10 protein-coding genes are annotated in these 15862 nt (G+C 63.8%); 3 read left to right on the forward strand and 7 right to left on the reverse strand.

The genetic code is table 11. From position 1 onward, the window contains the following. Positions 1 to 71 precede the first annotated feature (71 nt). The 4 genes from B0E50_RS07475 to B0E50_RS07490 all read right to left on the reverse strand — a co-directional run bounded on the left by B0E50_RS07475 (position 72) and on the right by B0E50_RS07490 (position 2899). Complete coding sequence (locus B0E50_RS07475; RefSeq protein ID WP_254427208.1) at positions 72 to 656, reverse strand: glutathione S-transferase family protein; 585 nt, start codon at positions 654 to 656, stop codon at positions 72 to 74. A 14-nt stretch (positions 657 to 670) separates the two neighbouring features. After that, positions 671 to 1024: a hypothetical protein gene (locus B0E50_RS07480; protein WP_343124517.1), complete on the reverse strand. Its 354-nt coding sequence runs from the start codon at positions 1022 to 1024 to the stop codon at positions 671 to 673. 140 nt (positions 1025 to 1164) lie between these two features. Further along, a complete protein-coding gene (locus tag B0E50_RS07485; RefSeq protein ID WP_077440551.1) occupies positions 1165 to 1713 on the reverse strand; it encodes a GNAT family N-acetyltransferase in 549 nt (182 codons plus the stop codon). A 16-nt stretch (positions 1714 to 1729) separates the two neighbouring features. Further along, positions 1730 to 2899 (reverse strand): acyl-CoA dehydrogenase family protein, encoded by a 1170-nt coding sequence (locus B0E50_RS07490; protein ID WP_077440593.1) that lies wholly within the window; start codon positions 2897 to 2899, stop codon positions 1730 to 1732. 178 nt (positions 2900 to 3077) lie between these two features. Here B0E50_RS07490 and B0E50_RS07495 point away from each other — a divergent pair, with 178 nt between their 5' ends. Then, entirely contained in the window at positions 3078 to 3953 is an 876-nt protein-coding gene (locus tag B0E50_RS07495; RefSeq protein WP_077440552.1) for a DMT family transporter, read from the forward strand. Between the two features lie 37 nt (positions 3954 to 3990). Here the strand turns inward: B0E50_RS07495 and B0E50_RS07500 are convergent, their stop codons facing one another. The 3 genes from B0E50_RS07500 to B0E50_RS07510 all read right to left on the reverse strand — a co-directional run bounded on the left by B0E50_RS07500 (position 3991) and on the right by B0E50_RS07510 (position 10826). Continuing rightward, positions 3991 to 4926, reverse strand: coding sequence for a 5'-nucleotidase (locus B0E50_RS07500; protein ID WP_077440553.1), 936 nt, complete (start codon positions 4924 to 4926; stop codon positions 3991 to 3993). A 59-nt stretch (positions 4927 to 4985) separates the two neighbouring features. Beyond that, positions 4986 to 5747, reverse strand: a complete 762-nt coding sequence (locus B0E50_RS07505) for an NAD kinase (RefSeq protein WP_077440554.1) — start codon at positions 5745 to 5747, stop codon at positions 4986 to 4988. Between the two features lie 135 nt (positions 5748 to 5882). Then, positions 5883 to 10826: an NAD-glutamate dehydrogenase domain-containing protein gene (locus B0E50_RS07510; protein WP_077440555.1), complete on the reverse strand. Its 4944-nt coding sequence runs from the start codon at positions 10824 to 10826 to the stop codon at positions 5883 to 5885. A 554-nt stretch (positions 10827 to 11380) separates the two neighbouring features. On the opposite strand from B0E50_RS07510, the gene B0E50_RS07515 reads away from it, so the two are divergent. Beyond that, the gene (locus tag B0E50_RS07515) at positions 11381 to 12595 is read left to right on the forward strand and encodes an efflux RND transporter periplasmic adaptor subunit (RefSeq protein ID WP_077440556.1); all 1215 of its coding nucleotides are present in this window, start codon (positions 11381 to 11383) and stop codon (positions 12593 to 12595) included. A gap of 12 nt (positions 12596 to 12607) precedes the next feature. After that, the gene (locus B0E50_RS07520) at positions 12608 to 15859 is read left to right on the forward strand and encodes an efflux RND transporter permease subunit (RefSeq protein ID WP_077440557.1); all 3252 of its coding nucleotides are present in this window, start codon (positions 12608 to 12610) and stop codon (positions 15857 to 15859) included. The last annotated feature ends 3 nt before the right edge of the window (positions 15860 to 15862 follow it).

Here is a 15862-nt window from a genome sequence, read left to right on the forward strand (position 1 = left end):
AGCGGCTTCAGCCGCGATGCTTCCGGGCAACGTATCGGAGAGCATCGCGGCTGAAGCCGCTCCTGCAAAAATCAATGTTGCATCGGTGTGTGGCCGGGCTGCGCCTGCACGCGGGCGAGCCACGCGCGGATGTTCGGGAACACGGACAGATCAAAGCCGCCGTCGCTTGCACAATGGGTATAGGCATATAGCGCGATATCGGCGATGCCATAGCTGTCGCCCACGAACCATTCGCGCCCGGCCAGGTGCTGTTCCATCACCCCCAGCACCTGTAAGCCCTTTTGCAGCAGCGCCGGCACTTCGGCCTGGCGCGGATGGTCATGTGGCAACCAGCGTCGGATGAAGCGCGCCACCGCAACGTACGGCTCATGGCTGTACTGCTCGAAGAACAGCCACTGCAGCGTCTGCGCACGCAGCCATGCATCATCCGGCAGGAGCGGCGTGCCTTCGGCGAGGTAGCACAGAATCGCGTCGGATTCGGCAAGGCGTCGGCCATCCTCCAGCTCGAGCATTGGCACCTTGCCGTTCGGATTCTTCGCCAGATATTCCGGCGTGCGCGTGGCGCCATGCGCGCTGTCCACATCCACCCAGCGATAGTCGCGACCAAGCTGGTCCAGCAGCAGCTGCAGCTTGTAGCAGTTGCCCGAGGTACGCATGCCGTAGATGGTGATCACGATCGCTCCTGGAATAATGATTTCAGCAAGGCCGCACGGCGAAGATCCTTGGGGCGTCCGAAACTTTCCATGATCCGAAGTTGTTCGCCGATGCTCGGGATCGTCACGGCAAGACCATCCATGTCGACTGTCCCGGTTTCACCCACCTGAACCCGCATCCAGCCACTCTCGCCGAACAGTTCGAGTCCACCCATGACTTCCACCGGCAAGCCCGGAAAATGGAAGCGGGCATAACACGAGCGGAAGCGCTCTACGTCGGCTGGCGTGCGGGTATCATCGCGGCGCAGCCGCCATTCGTAGATCAAGACTTCCGCATCACGGGTGCTGGTCAGCACATCCAGATCGGCCACGGTCACCTCGGCACCCGCGAGATATGCAGCAGCGCTGCCAATCAAAGTCCATGGATCGCGGCAGCAGCGATGCAGTTCCGGTACCACCGCAAGCAGAACCTTGCGTAGCGCTTCATCCGTGCTGGCATGACTCGGTGAATTCATGCCTGCGCTCGACGCTGCCGCCATTGCTCTCGCGTCTGGCCCCAGATTTCGATCGGCGCATCTTCGTACGGCGCCGGCAACTTGCCGGGACCGTACAAGGTCGCGCCAAGGCGCTTTGCCAATGCCTGCGATGGATGGTTGTCCGGATGAATCGAATGGATCACTTCGGACCAGCCCAGATGATCGAATGCCCAGTCGATCGCCGCGATGCAACCCTCCTGGGCGTAACCATTGCCCCACGCTGACCGAATCAAGCCCCAACCCACCTCGGTACCAGGCCAGCCATCCGGGTACCAGGGGCCGAGCCGGCCGATCCATTGTCCACTGGCTTTCTCGACCACCGAGAACATGGAGAACCCCTGGATCATCCAGGCACCCGCCGATGCGATGAAACTGCGCCATGCCACGGCGCGCAATTGCGCACCACCGATGAAACGTACGGCCTCTGCGTCGGCCATTTTGGCAGCATACGCATCGAAGTCCTCCATCCGTGGCGGACGCAGGATCAATCGGTCGGTTTCGATGCGCAGCGTTGCGAGGTCCATGCGCGCCTCGGCGAGATCAGAATGCGTTGATGCCGGTCAGTTCGCGGCCGACCACCAGCTGGTGTACCGTCTCGGTACCCTCATAGGTGATCACCGATTCCAGGTTCAGCGCATGGCGGATCGCACCATGTTCGGTGGTGATGCCGGCACCACCGAGGATGTCGCGGCACTCGCGCGCGATGTCGATCGCCATGCGGCAGTTGTTCCACTTCGCCAGCGATACCTGGGTCGGCTGCATCTTGCCGGCATCCTTCAAACGACCGAGCTGCAGCGACAGCAGCTGCGCCATGGTGATGCGACGGGCCATGTCGGCCATCTTCAGCTGCACGGCCTGGTTGGCAGCCAGCGGACGATCGAACAGGACGCGCTCGGCGGTGTAGTCGAGCACTTCCTTGAGACACGCCTGCGCGGCGCCAATCGGCCCCCAGGTGATGCCGTAGCGTGCCTGCGTGAGGCAGCCCAACGGACCCTTCAGACCCTTCACGTTCGGCAGCCGCGCGCTGTCCGGCACGCGCACGCTGTCGAAGAACAGCGCACTGGTGACCGAGGCGCGCAGGCTCATCTTCTTGTGGATTTCCTGTGCCTTGAAGCCAGCGGTGTCGGTCGGCACGATGAAACCCTGGATGCCTTCCTCGGTCTGCGCCCACACGATTGCGATGTGCGCGAGGTTGCCGTTGGTGATCCACATCTTGGCGCCATTGATGACCCAGTCGCCGCCATCCTTCTTGGCATTCGTCTTCATGTTGGCCGGGTCGGAACCGCCATGCGGTTCGGTCAGGCCGAAGCAGCCGATGATCTCGCCCGCCGCCATCTGCGGCAGATAGCGCTTCTTCTGCTCCTCGCTGCCGTACGCATAGATCGGGTACATGCACAGCGAGCTCTGCACCGAGGCGAAGCTGCGCAGGCCGGAATCGCCGCGCTCCAGCTCCTGGCAGATCAGGCCGTAGCTGACGCCGTTCATGCCCGCGCCGCCGTATTCCTCCGGAATCGTGGCACCGAGCAGGCCCAGCGCGGCGATCTCCGGGATCAGTTCCTTCGGAAAGCGGCCCTGGTCGAAGCAGTCGCCGATGATCGGCAGCACGCGCTCGTCGACGAAGCGGCCCACGGTGTCCTGCACCATGCGTTCCTCGTCGGTGAGCAACGAGCGGACATCGTAAAGATCCAGCGGGTTCAGACGGGTAGCCATGCGAGGTTCCGGATGCGGTCGGGAAAGCTGGCCATTGTAGCTGTCGCCGCCCTGCCCGGTCATGTGCAGCCCCGCAAACCGCGCCACGATAGGCACGGGGGCACGGCCTATGGGACCATCAACCGTCGAATCCGGCAGCTGCGCGCAAGCGAAGCCACCCCATCCCCTCGGAATCCCCATGCTGAAAGGCGTACTTCTCGGCTTTGCCTGCTTCGCGGCCTTTGCAATAAGCGACGCGTTCGTCAAATCGATCCACGGTACGCTGCCGCCTTATGAGTCGGTGTTCTTCGGCGCCGTCTTCGGCCTGCTGGCGCTGCCATTCATCAAGTCCCGCGACGACGCGTGGCGCGAGGTGTTCGTGGCCAGGAAACCGGCGCTGTGGTGGATCCGCGCGGCTACCGGCGCCATCGGCAACGTCTGCTCGGTGACCGCGTTCACCCTGCTGCCCATGGCAGAGACCTTCGCACTGATTTTCCTGATGCCGATCTTCGTCACCCTGCTGTCGGTGCTGTTCCTGAAGGAACACGTCGGCTGGCGGCGCTGGTCGGCGGTGGTGATCGGTTTCGTCGGCGTGCTGGTGGTACTGCGCCCCGGTTTTCGCCATCTCGGCGTGGGCCATCTGGCCGCGCTGGTTTGCGGACTGGTGGCCGCCGTGTCGGTGGTCGCCCTGCGCATGGCCGGCCCGCACGAAAAGCGCCTCGGCCTGTACGGCGCCGGCATGATCGGCCCGATCGTCGCTGGCGGCCTGTTGATGCTGCCGGGCTTCGTCTGGCCGGACCTCCACCAGTGGTGGCTGCTCGCCGGCTACGGGCTGCTCGCCGCGATGGCTGGCGTATTGCTGATGTACGCCACCCTGATCGCACCCGCCAATCGAATCGCACCCACGCAATACAGCCAGATGCTGTGGGCGATCGGCTTCGGCTACTGGCTGTTCGGCGACCACCTCGACTGGCCGATGCTGATCGGCATCGTGCTCATCCTCGGCGCCGGGCTGTTCACCCTGGTGCGCGAAGAGCAGGTCACCGGCTGGTGGAGGCGCGCACGGATGCTCTAGCGGATGGGGCCACGCGAGGACATCCGCTCAGGACCATTCAGCGGTTGCTCACTCCGTGCGGTACATGCCCGGTTGCCACGTGCTTGCGGGCGGATTCCACGTTGGCCGGCGAGTCGTCGAAGAAGATGTCCGCGCCGAACGCGTCGAGAAACGGACCCTTGTCGCGACCACCAAGAAACAGCGCTTCGTCGATACGCACGCCCCACTTGCGCAGGGTGAGGATGACGCGCTTGTGCGCGGGCGCGGAACGTGCGGTGACCAGCGCCGTGCGGATCGGCGAGTCCTCCGCCGGGAACGCGGTCTGCAACCGATGCAAGGCAGTGAGGAAGCCACGGAACGGGCCGACCGACAGCGGTTCTGCGGCATGCTCGGTTTCGCTGCGATGGAATGCTTCCAGGCCTTCCTCGCGCGATACGCGCTCGCCTTCGTCGCCGAAGATCACCGCGTCGCCGTCGAACGCGATGCGCAGCTGTTCGGTGGCGCGTGGCGGCGCGGTACTGGGCAGGATCGTCGCGGCCGCCACGCCGGCGACCAGCGCGCGACCGACGTCCTCGGCATTCGCGGAAAGGAACAGATCGGCCTTGAACGGGGCGATGTAATCCGAGGTCGGTGCGCCGCTGGTGAACGCGGCGCGGCTGATCTCCAGTCCGTAGTGCTGGATCGCATTGAAGATGCGCAGGCCGGTGTCGCCGGAATTTCGCGAGAGCAGGATCACCTCGACCGGCGGCACGTCGCCAGCCAGCTTGTTGAGGCCCAGCAGCTTCTGCACCAGCGGGAAGGCCACGCCAGGTTTCAGGATCTCGTTCTCGTGATCGATCTGGAATGAACGGTAGGCGTCCAGTCCGTCGCGCTCGAACAGCGCATGGCTGTCGCCGAGGTCGAACAGCGCGCGCGAAGAGATCGCCACCACCAGCCGGTTGTCGCCGGCAGCGTTGGAATCATCGGCGTCGGAAAGCGGAACGAGCGTATTCATGGCCACGGAATGCAGAACCACGAGAGGTCATTGTCGTTCAATCTAGCATGCGGCCGGTGTCATTCCGCCGCGAATTGCTCGTCGAGAATGCGCTGTTCCAGATTGTGTTCCGGATCGAACAAGAGCCGCACGCCCTGCCCGCCGGATTGCCGGATCGACACCGTGCGCACGTCGCGTACCTCGTGAAAATCGGCGGTGGCGCTGACCGGGCGCTTGCCCGGATCGAGTACGCGCAGGATGACTTCGGTGCGATGCGGCAGGATCGCGCCGCGCCAACGGCGCGGTCGGAACGGGCTGATCGGGGTGAGCGCCAGCACGTTCGCGTCCAGCGGCAGGATCGGGCCATGCGCGGACAGGTTGTAGGCCGTGGAGCCGGCCGGCGTGGCGACCATGATGCCGTCACAGACCAGATTCGGCAGCTTCACGGTGTCGTTGAGCTGCACTTCCAGATGCGCGGCCTGGTTGCTCTGGCGCAACAATGAAACCTCATTGAAGGCCAGCGCCGTGTGTTCTGCGCCTGCGGCATCGGTGACCTGCATCTGCAGCGGAAACAGCGAGGCGGTATGGGCACGCCCGACCCGCTCCGGCAATCCGTCGAGCTTGTGCTTGTTCATCAGGAAACCGACACGGCCCAGCTTCATGCCGTAGACCGGCAGCTCCAGCGCGCGGTACGCATGCAGCGTCCGCAACATGAAACCGTCGCCGCCCAGCGCCACGATCAGCTCGGCCTGTTCGGGCGACACGTCGCCATAGCGATCCACCAGTTTGCGTCGCGCCTGCTGGGCGACACTGATATCGCTGGCGACGAAGGCAAAGCGCATGCGCGGGAACCCTGCGGAAAGGTGAGCCGAGATTACACAGCATGAAGGCGCAAGACCATGCCTGGTCCTGCGCCTTCATTCGTCACTTTCTCAACCGGGGCTGACTCAAGCAGAACTCATTCAACCAAGACTGCTTCAGTTCACCGGCACCTGCGCCAACTGGGCCAGGCGGCGTACCGCGACCGAGGCGATCGGGTAGTCGGCGTTCTGGGTGAGGATTTCCGCCAGCATGCTTCGTGTGTACTGCAGCGAGGCATCGTCGCGCTGCAGCCACGCCTGCACTGGCGAAATGTCCTTGCGATCACCGGTCAGCGCCAGTACCTGCAGAGCCAGCGCACGATGCTGGTGATTGAGCTCGTCCAGCAGCGAACCACGTGCCTGCGCATGCCAGTGGCCCTCCACCGGCAATGCCTCGATCTGGTCGCGCAGCCACTCGAGATCGAGCGCTTCGCCCAGTTCGAAGAACACGCCAGCCACCTTCTCCATCGGCTGGCCGCTCTGCTGGGCCACCTCGGCCATGTCCAGCGCCGCGCGCAGCTCCGGCAAGCGGGCAAGCCGCAACGCCAGCTCGGCAGGCAGGTCGAGGCCTTCCCATTTCTCCTGGGTGCAGGAGAAATCGCCCTTGCCGGTCGGTGTCAGCACATCCGGCAACGCCTTGCGCAGGGCCGACACGCTGGCCTGGTAACGCTCCACGTTGGCGGCGATGTCCAGCGTGCCGCCGGGTCGGTTGAGCAGCCAGCGGGTCAAGTGGCGCAGCAACGACCAGATCTGCTTGATGGCGTCGATCTGGGTGTCCTCGGCGACCTTGCTGTCCAGCGCCTCGATCTCTGCCCACAGCTCGCGCGCATCGAGAATCTCGCGTGCCGCGGTGTACGCCTTGGCGATCGCCGCCGGACGCTGGCCGGTGTCTTCCTGCATGCGCATCATGAAGGTGGCGCCCATGCGGTTGATCGTCGAGTTGGTCACCGCGGTGGCGATGATCTCGCGCTTCAGGCGATGGCGCTGCATGTGTTCGGCATACTTCACGTGCAGCGGCTCGGGGAAGTAGCGCACCAGCTCCTTGGACAGGTACGGGTCTTCCGGCACGTCGGAATCCAGCATCTGCTGGTACAGGCGGATCTTGTCGTACGACAGCAGCACCGACAGCTCAGGCCGGGTCAGGCCCAGACCGCGGCTCTTGCGCTCGGTCAGCTCGGCCTCGGACGGCAGGTTCTCGACCTGGCGATCGAGCGTGCCTTCGGCTTCCAGCGTACGGATGAAGTGCGCCATCGAGCCGATGCGGCTCACCGACTGGTGCTCCATCAGGGTGATCGCCTGGTTCTGCCGGTAGTTGTCCCACAGCACCAGCTGGCCGACCTCGTCGGTCATCGAGGCCAGCTGGGTGTTGCGTGCGGACTCGGTAAGTTCGCCGCGCTGCACTGCATCGTTCAGCAGGATCTTGATGTTCACCTCGTGGTCGGAGGTGTCCACGCCGGCGGAGTTGTCGATGAAGTCGGTGTTCAGCAGGACGCCGTGCTGTGCAGCCTCGATGCGGCCCTTCTGGGTCATGCCGAGGTTGCCGCCCTCACCCACGATCTTGCAGCGCAACTCGGCACCGTTGACGCGCAATGCGTTGTTGGCGCGATCGCCCACATCGGCATGCGTTTCGGCAGACGATTTCACGTAGGTGCCGATGCCGCCGTTCCACAACAGATCGACCGGTGCCTTCAGCAGCGCGCTCAGCAGATCGGTCGGCGACAGCTGCGTCACGTCGGGCTTGAAGCCCAGCGCCGTGCGCACCTCCGGCGAGATCGGAATCGACTTGGCGCTGCGCGGATAGATGCCGCCGCCGGCCGAGATCAGCGACTTGTCGTAGTCTTCCCAGCTCGAACGCGGCAGCTTGAACATGCGCTGGCGCTCGGCGAACGAACGCGCGGTATCGGGGTTCGGATCGAGGAACACATGGCGATGATCGAACGCTGCCAGCAGGCGGGTGTGCTCGGACAGCAGCATGCCGTTGCCGAACACGTCGCCGGACATGTCGCCGATGCCGACGCAGGTGAAATCCTGCGTCTGGCAGTCGCGGTTGAGCGAACGGAAGTGGCGCTTGACCGACTCCCACGCACCCTTGGCGGTAATGCCCATGCCCTTGTGGTCGTAGCCGTTGGAACCACCGGAGGCGAACGCATCGCCGAGCCAGTAGCCATGCTCGATCGAGATCGCGTTGGCAATGTCGGAGAACGTGGCGGTACCCTTGTCGGCCGCCACCACCAGGTAGGGATCGTCCGCGTCATGGCGCACCACGTCGTGCGGGTTCACCACCTTGCCTTCGACCAGGTTGTCGGTGATGTCGAGCAGCCCGTTGATGAACAGGCGGTAGCAGGCGATGCCTTCGGCCAGCTGCGCGTCGCGATCGCCCGGCCCGCCGGTGATCGCCGGCGCCTTCTTGACGAAGAAACCGCCCTTCGAGCCGACCGGCACGATCACCGTGTTCTTGACCATCTGCGCCTTCACCAGGCCCAGCACCTCGGTACGGAAATCTTCGCGGCGGTCGGACCAGCGCAGGCCGCCGCGCGCCACCGCGCCGAAGCGCAGATGGATGCCCTCGACGCGCGGGGCGCATACCCAGATCTCGCGATACGGCACCGGCTTGGGCAGCTCGGGCACCTTGTGCGAGTCGAGCTTGTAGCTGATATAGGGGCGATAGGCACCGTCCCACTGCTGGAAGAAGCTGGTACGCAGCGTACCGCGGATCAGCCCGACGAAACTGCGCAGGATACGATCCTCATCGAGACTGGCGACATTCTCCAGCAGCACGCCGATGGCGCCCTCGACGATCTGGATCTGTTCGTCGCGCGGCTTGGACAGCGCCGCGCTCAGGCCGTCGATCAGCGCCGGCTGCGCGCTCTGCACGCTGGCCGGAATCAATGCCTGCATCTCGGCGGCCAGCGTGGCGCCGGCAGCTTTCAGTTCGTCGGCGGAAAGCGTCTCGCGGCGAGGATCGAACTTGGCCAGGAACAGCTCCACCAGCAGGCCGGCGATCGCCGGATAGCGGTTGAGGGTTTCTTCCATGTACGACTGCGAGAACGTCGCGCCGGTCTGCAGCAGGTACTTGCAGTAGCCGCGCAACATCGCAACCTGACGCCAGCTCAACTTGGCGCCCAGCACCAGCCGGTTGAAGCCGTCGTTCTCGGCGTTGCCACGCCAGATCTGCTCGAACGCGTCTTCGAACAGCGCACCGACCTGCTCGACGCTGAAGGTGAGCTTGCCCACCGGCTGCACTTCGAAATCCTGGATCGAACGCGGCGTGTCACCGCCAGAGATCTCGTAGACGTGCTCGGTGAGCACGCGCAGGCCGAGGTTCTCCAGCTGCGGCAGCACTTCGGACAGGGCGATGTCGCCACCGCTGCGATACACCTTGAAGCGCAGTGCTTCGGGGGTCTTCGGCGGATGGTAGAACGACATGCGCAACGCATTGTCGCCATCCAGCAACGACAGCTGGTGGACATCCTCGGCCGCCACCAGCGGGCTCACGTCCTCGACATAACCGGCCGGCAACGACTTTGCAAAGCGGTTGGCCAGCACCACGCCCTCGTGGTCGCCACGCGAACTGACCAGGGCGTCGCGCACGTCGTCGTGCCAGTTGCGCACGATGCCGGCGACGCTCTGCTCGAGTGCCGCCAGATCATAGTGCGGCTGATCGCCGATCTTCGGGCGCGCGACGATGGTCAGCCGCGCCAGCGCCGCTTCGCCCATCAGCACGGACGAGTCGATCTGTTCGGCATGCAACGCTTCGCTGAGCAATGCCTCGATGCGTTCGCGCACCGAGGTGTTGAAGCGGTCGCGCGGCACGAACACCATGCAGGTGAAGAAGCGGCCGTAGCGGTCGCGGCGGACAAACAGTCGGGTACGCGCGCGCTGACGCAGCTCGAGGATACCCATCGCGGTGGCGAACAGTTCGTCCTCGGTCCCCTGCTGCAGCTCCTCGCGCGGCAGCGTTTCCAGGATGTGGCGCAGCGACTTGCCGGAATACGAATCGCGCTTGAGGCCCGAACGGACCAGCACCGCCTCTACCTTGTGGCGCACCAGCGGCACGTCCTGTGGGCGCGCCATGTAGGCATTGGAAGAGAACAGCCCCAGGAAACGCTGCTCGGCAACGGCGCGGCCGTTGGGGCCAAACTGCAGCACACCGATGTAATCCATGTAGCCGGTGCGATGCACGTGCGAACGCGCGTTCGTCTTGGTCAGGATGATCGCGTCGGTGGCTCCGGACTGCGGCAGCTCGCTGGCCGCCAGGGTGCGCAGCGAACGCGGCGCGAGCGCACGGTCGTTCTTGCGCAGGATGCCCAGGCCGGAGGACTCCACCGAGCGCAGCACGCGGTCGCCATCGGCCTCGGAAACCTCGTATTCGCGATAGCCGAGGAAGGTGAAGTTGTCGTCGGCGAGCCAGCGCAGGAATTCGCTGGCTTCCTGTACCGATGCGTTATCCAGCGGCAGCTGGCGCTGCGGCAGATCGGCAGCGATTGCCAGTGCCTTGTCGCGCATCGCCGCCCAGTCACCGACAGCGGCGCGCACATCGTCCAGCGCGGCCTCGATCTGCGCCTTCAACTGCACCTGCTCGGCGTCGTCGGCAACCCGGTCGATCTCGAAATGCATGACGGATTCGGGCGCACCCGCCTCGTCACCGAGGCCCAGCAACTGGCCGGACGCATCGCGTGTCACCTTCAGCACCGGGTGGATCACGGCGTGGATCTGCAGTTTCGTCGACACGATCATGCTGACCGTGTCGATCAGGAACGGCATGTCATCGGTGACGATCTGCAACAGGCTGCGACCGGCGTGGGTCCCGACCGGATTGAGCACGCGTACCGAGGCACGTCCTGCAGGGCGCTGCTGCATGAATTCCAGCAGGCCGCCGACCAGCGCCGCCCACTGCGTCGGCGTGTGCAGATCCGTATCGCCGGCAGCAATGCGCGCGAAAAATGCATCGCAAAAGACCTGCGCCTCCTTCAGTCGCTGCGGCGACATGCCGCCTTTCTTCAGCTCATCAAGCACAACAGACGGAAGGGGGAGATCGTTCGCCGCAAGGGTCGCATTCATGGCATCTACTTGTCAGTGGAGACGAGGACAGGGAATGGGGGTAATAAAGCCTCGGAAGGATACGCCCCGGGACAGGGCGAATCCACCCGCGACGTGCCGATTCGCACCATGCCCACGCGCATGGAATCGGCATCCAGGCGAGCCGCATGACCTTATCCGCCGGACGCTGCGGGCGCACACTGCGATCCGCACGGGCCGTGCAATCCGGAGCGTCGCAATGGCTGAGCTCGAACCGTTGCCATCATGACGATCAAGCCACGGCAGAGGTGTGACATGCGGGTGACCGCATCGTTCGCTGTCCAGATCGTCATCGGCATGTCAATGACTGGATTCGCGGCACAAATAAAATGTAAACTGACCGGTATAGTCTGGATCGAAGGCGCTCGACGGCAAGATTTCTCGGCACGACTAGGCAGGAATGACCCTGGCCAGCGATGACCAGGCCAACCAATGACACAAGACATACGGATCGCGATGCAGTATCTGGTTGCCGGATTTGCTGCGCGCGTCACGACGCCCACCCATTCCCCGATCACGCAAGTCCTGGAGCTCCCATGAAGTCCTCGTTTTTGCACACACCCGTGCTGTGCTTGAGCCTGCTGGTGCTGGCCGCCTGCGGCAAGCAACAGGGACCGCCGAAGATGCCGACCCCGCAAGTAGGCGTCATCACGGTGCAACCCGAAAACGCACCGCTGACCAAGGATACGTCCGGCCGGCTGTCGCCCTACTACAGCGCCAACGTAACCGCCCGCGTCTCCGGCGTGCTGCTCAAGCGCAACTACACGGAAGGCAGTGCGGTCAAGCAGGGGCAATTGCTGTTTGAAATCGATCCGGCCTACTACCAGACCCAGCTCAACACCGCCCTGAGTATTCTGGCCCAGGACCAAGCCACGTACACGAACGCCCGCGTAACCGCCGAACGCGACCGCAAGCTGCTGCCCAAAGGTTATGTGTCGCAGCAACAAGTGGACAATGACGACGCCGCCATGCGCAGCGCTGCAGCCAAGGTCCAGGCGGACCAGGCGGGCGTGGCCAGCGCGCGGGTCAATCTGGGCTATACGAAGGTGACCTCGCCGATCGACGGCATCGCCGGCCAGCAGCAGGTTACTGCCGGCGCCATCGTCGGCAGTGGCACAAGCGATGTCGGCTCCGGCGGCACCTTGCTGACGACAGTCCAGCAGATCGACCAGCTCTACGTGAACTTCACCATCAGCGCGGCCGATCTGTCGATGTTGCGCAAGGCGCAGAGCGCGGGCAGCGTCGCACTCTCGGATCAAAACAAGACCACCGTGCAGGTCCTACTGCCCGACGGCAGCAAGTACGACCAACTGGGTACGCTGGACTTCTCCGATGTCTCGGTGAACGCAACCACCGGTGCCGTCAACCTGCGCGCCTTGGTTCCCAACCCCAAGCACCAGCTGCTGCCGGGCATGTACGTCACGCTTACCGTCAACCTTGGCCTCCAGAACAACGTGTTCCTGGTTCCGCAGATGGCCCTGCAGCGCGATTCCGTGGGCGCCTATGCGATGACGATGGGACAGGATGGCAAGGTCGTGCGCAAGGACGTCAACGCCGGCAACAGCTACAACAACAAGTGGATTGTCACCAGCGGCCTCAACGCCGGCGATCAGGTGATCGTGACGGGCCTGCAAGGCGTGAAAGAAGGCGTCCCCGCTCAAGCGTCACCCTGGCAGCCAACGCAGGACAATCCGGCTCAGGCAGGTTCCGCCTCAGCGCATGGTGGTCAAACCGCCGGTAACAAGCCGTAAGGAAGCCTCCACATGCCAAGTTTCTTTATCGACCGCCCGATTTTCGCCTGGGTGGTCGCCATCCTGATATCCCTGGGCGGCATCATTGCGATGCTGAATCTGGGTATCGACTCTTACCCCGCCATCGCGCCGCCCCAGGTAACGGTGAGTGCCTCTTATCCTGGCGCCAGCGCTGCGACCATGGAGTCGACGGTCACCCAGGTGATCGAGCAGCAGCTCACCGGCATCGACAACCTGCTGTATTTCAGCTCGACCTCCAACGCCAGCGGCACCAGCACGATCACCTTGACCTTCGCCACCGGCACCGACCCCGACATCGCTCAGGTGCAGGTGCAGAACAAGGTCACGCTGTCCCAGCCGCTGCTGCCAGCCTCGGTGACCCAGCAGGGCGTGGTGGTGGCCAAGGCCAGCCCCGACATCCTGATGTTCATCGGCCTGACCTCCGACAACCCCAAGATCGACGCGGCGCGCCTCGCCGATATCATCGCCTCGCAGATCCAGCCGGTAGTCTCCCGTGTCAACGGCATCGGCAACACGTTCGAGCTCGGCTCGGAATACGCCGTGCGCATCTGGCTCAACCCTGACAAGCTGCAGGGCTATGGGCTCTCGGCCAGCCAGGTCCTGAGTGCCGTCAGCACCCAGAACGCGCAGTTCGCCGCCGGTTCCCTGGGCGCCGATCCAGCCGTCAAGGGCCAGGAATTCACCGCCACTGTCGCGGGCGACACGCTGTTTTCCTCGCTGGAGCAGTTCCGCAACATCATCGTGCTCGCCAATAACGACGGCACGGTCGTACGACTGAGCGACGTCGCCCGCATCACGTTCGGACCGCAGAGCTATGGTTCGGCAGCCATGTACAAGGGCAAGCCGGCCGGCGGCCTGGGCCTGTTCCTGCTGCCCGGCGCCAACGCGCTTTCCGTGGCGCAGGCGGTGAAATCGCAGATGGCGATCCTGGCCAAGGATCTCCCGCCCGGCGTGTCATGGGACGTGCCCTACGACACCACCCCGTTCATCGTCGCCTCGATTACCGATGTGGTGCACACCCTGCTCGAAGCGATCGTGCTGGTGTTCCTGGTGATGCTGATCTTCCTGCAGAACCTGCGGGCAACCATCATCCCGACGATTGTGATTCCGGTGGCCTTGCTGGGCACCTTCATCGGCCTGTATCTGCTGCATTACTCGCTTAACCAGTTGACCCTGTTCGGCATGGTGCTGGCGATCGGCATCGTGGTGGACGACGCGATCGTGGTGATCGAGAACGTCGAGCGCATCATGTCCGAGGAGCATCTGGAGCCCAAGGAAGCTACACGCAAAGCGATGGGCCAGATTACCGGCGCAATCGTCGCGATCACCGTGGTGCTGACGGCCGTGTTCGTGCCTTCGGCCCTGCAGCCGGGTGCCAGCGGCATCGTCTATGCCCAGTTCGCGCTGACCATCGCCATATCGATGGCGTTCTCGGCATTCCTGGCCATGTCGTTCACCCCGGCACTGTGCGCGAGCATTCTCAAATCTACGCACAACGAAAAGAAGAATGTTCTCTACCGCTGGTTCAACAAAACCTTCGATTGGGTCACTCACACCTATCAAGGCCATGTAAGCGGTGCAGTACGCCACGCCCCGCGCTGGATGCTGGCATTCGCGCTGGTCACCGTGCTCGCCGGGTTTCTGTATACCCGCATACCGACCAGCTTCGTGCCCGACGAAGATCAAGGCTTCATGCTGGCCGTGATCTCCCTGCCGCAGGGTGCCACCGTCCAGCGCACCAACCAGGTGATGACGGAGATTCGCGACAAACTGGAGCACAGCCCGATCGGCAACGACATCGCTGCGATCTTCCAGCCGATAGGTTTCAGCTTTGTCGGCAACGCGGAAAACGTCGGCATGGCCTTCATCAAGCTGTCGCCGTGGGACAAGCGCTCGCAAACCGCCATGCAGTTGATCCCGCAGGCCAATGGAATTCTGCATGGCATCACCGACGCGCAGATTTTCGTGGTCAACCTGCCAACCATCCGAGGCCTCAGCCAGTTTGGCGGCGTCGACATGTACCTGCAGGCACGTGCCGGTCAATCGCGCGGTGAACTGGCCCAGGCCGTGGGCACCCTGCTCGGCAAGGCCAGCAAGGACCCCACGCTCTACGGCATCCGTCCCAACTCGTTGCCGGATGCGCCGCAGTTGCACGTGAGCGTGGATCGCGTGCAGGCCCAGGCGATGGGGCTGTCACTCACCGATGTGTACAGCGCGCTCCAGTTGCTGCTGGCCCCGAACTACGTCAACCAGTTCACCTACCAGGGCCGCATCAAGCGTGTCTACATGCAGGCGGATGCCCCCTATCGCATGGGGATCGATGCCCTGCAACACATCTACACGCCCAGTGGCGTCAGCAGCTCTGCCAACAGCACTGCCAATGCCAGCGGTTATCTCACCCAGGTCAATCCTTCGGTAGGCAATAGCACCATCAGCCCGTACAACATGGTGCCGCTGTCGAGCGTAGTGAAAGCCGAATGGGGGATGGGACCGGTCTCGTTGCCGCGCTACAACGGTTATTCCGCGGTGGAAATCGTCGGTAACTCCGCACCTGGCTATTCGACCGGCCAAGCGATGCAAGCCATCCAGAACATCATCGACAAAGATCTGCCGGCAGGCTTCGCCTCGGACTGGACCGGTCAGTCTTATCAGGAGGTCCTGGCGGGTAACTCGGCAACGGTTCTGCTGCTGATGTCGGTCCTGATCGTGTTCCTGTGCCTGTCTGCGCTGTACGAAAGCTGGTCGATACCGGCTGCCGTGCTGCTGGTGGTGCCACTGGGCCTGTTGGGCATCGTGACGTTGGACATGCTGACCGGCATGCCCAACGATATCTACTTCAAGATCGGCCTGGTTACCGTGATGGGCCTGGCTGCCAAGAACGCGATTCTGATCGTCGAGTTCGCAGTGGAGGAGCAAGCCAAGGGCACGTCCCTGTTCGAGTCGGTGGTTACCGCCGCCCGGCTACGTTTGCGCCCGATCCTGATGACGTCGATGGCCTTCATCCTCGGCGTGTTCCCGCTGGTCATCTCCACCGGCGCAGGTGCGGTATCCCGTCACGAGATCGGGACTGGCGTGATCGGCGGCATGATCTTCGCCACCTTCCTTGGCTTGCTGCTGATCCCGGTGTTCTACGTGGTGGTGCGGCGCATGCTGGGCGACAAGCTGGACAGTCATACGCCACCGCCCGCGCAAAGCTCCGGCGGCATGCAGTCGTTCGATTCGGATCCGCGCCGCGGGCATTGATCC

It is taken from the genome of Rhodanobacter sp. C01, from assembly GCF_002001045.1.
Taxonomy (GTDB): domain Bacteria; phylum Pseudomonadota; class Gammaproteobacteria; order Xanthomonadales; family Rhodanobacteraceae; genus Rhodanobacter.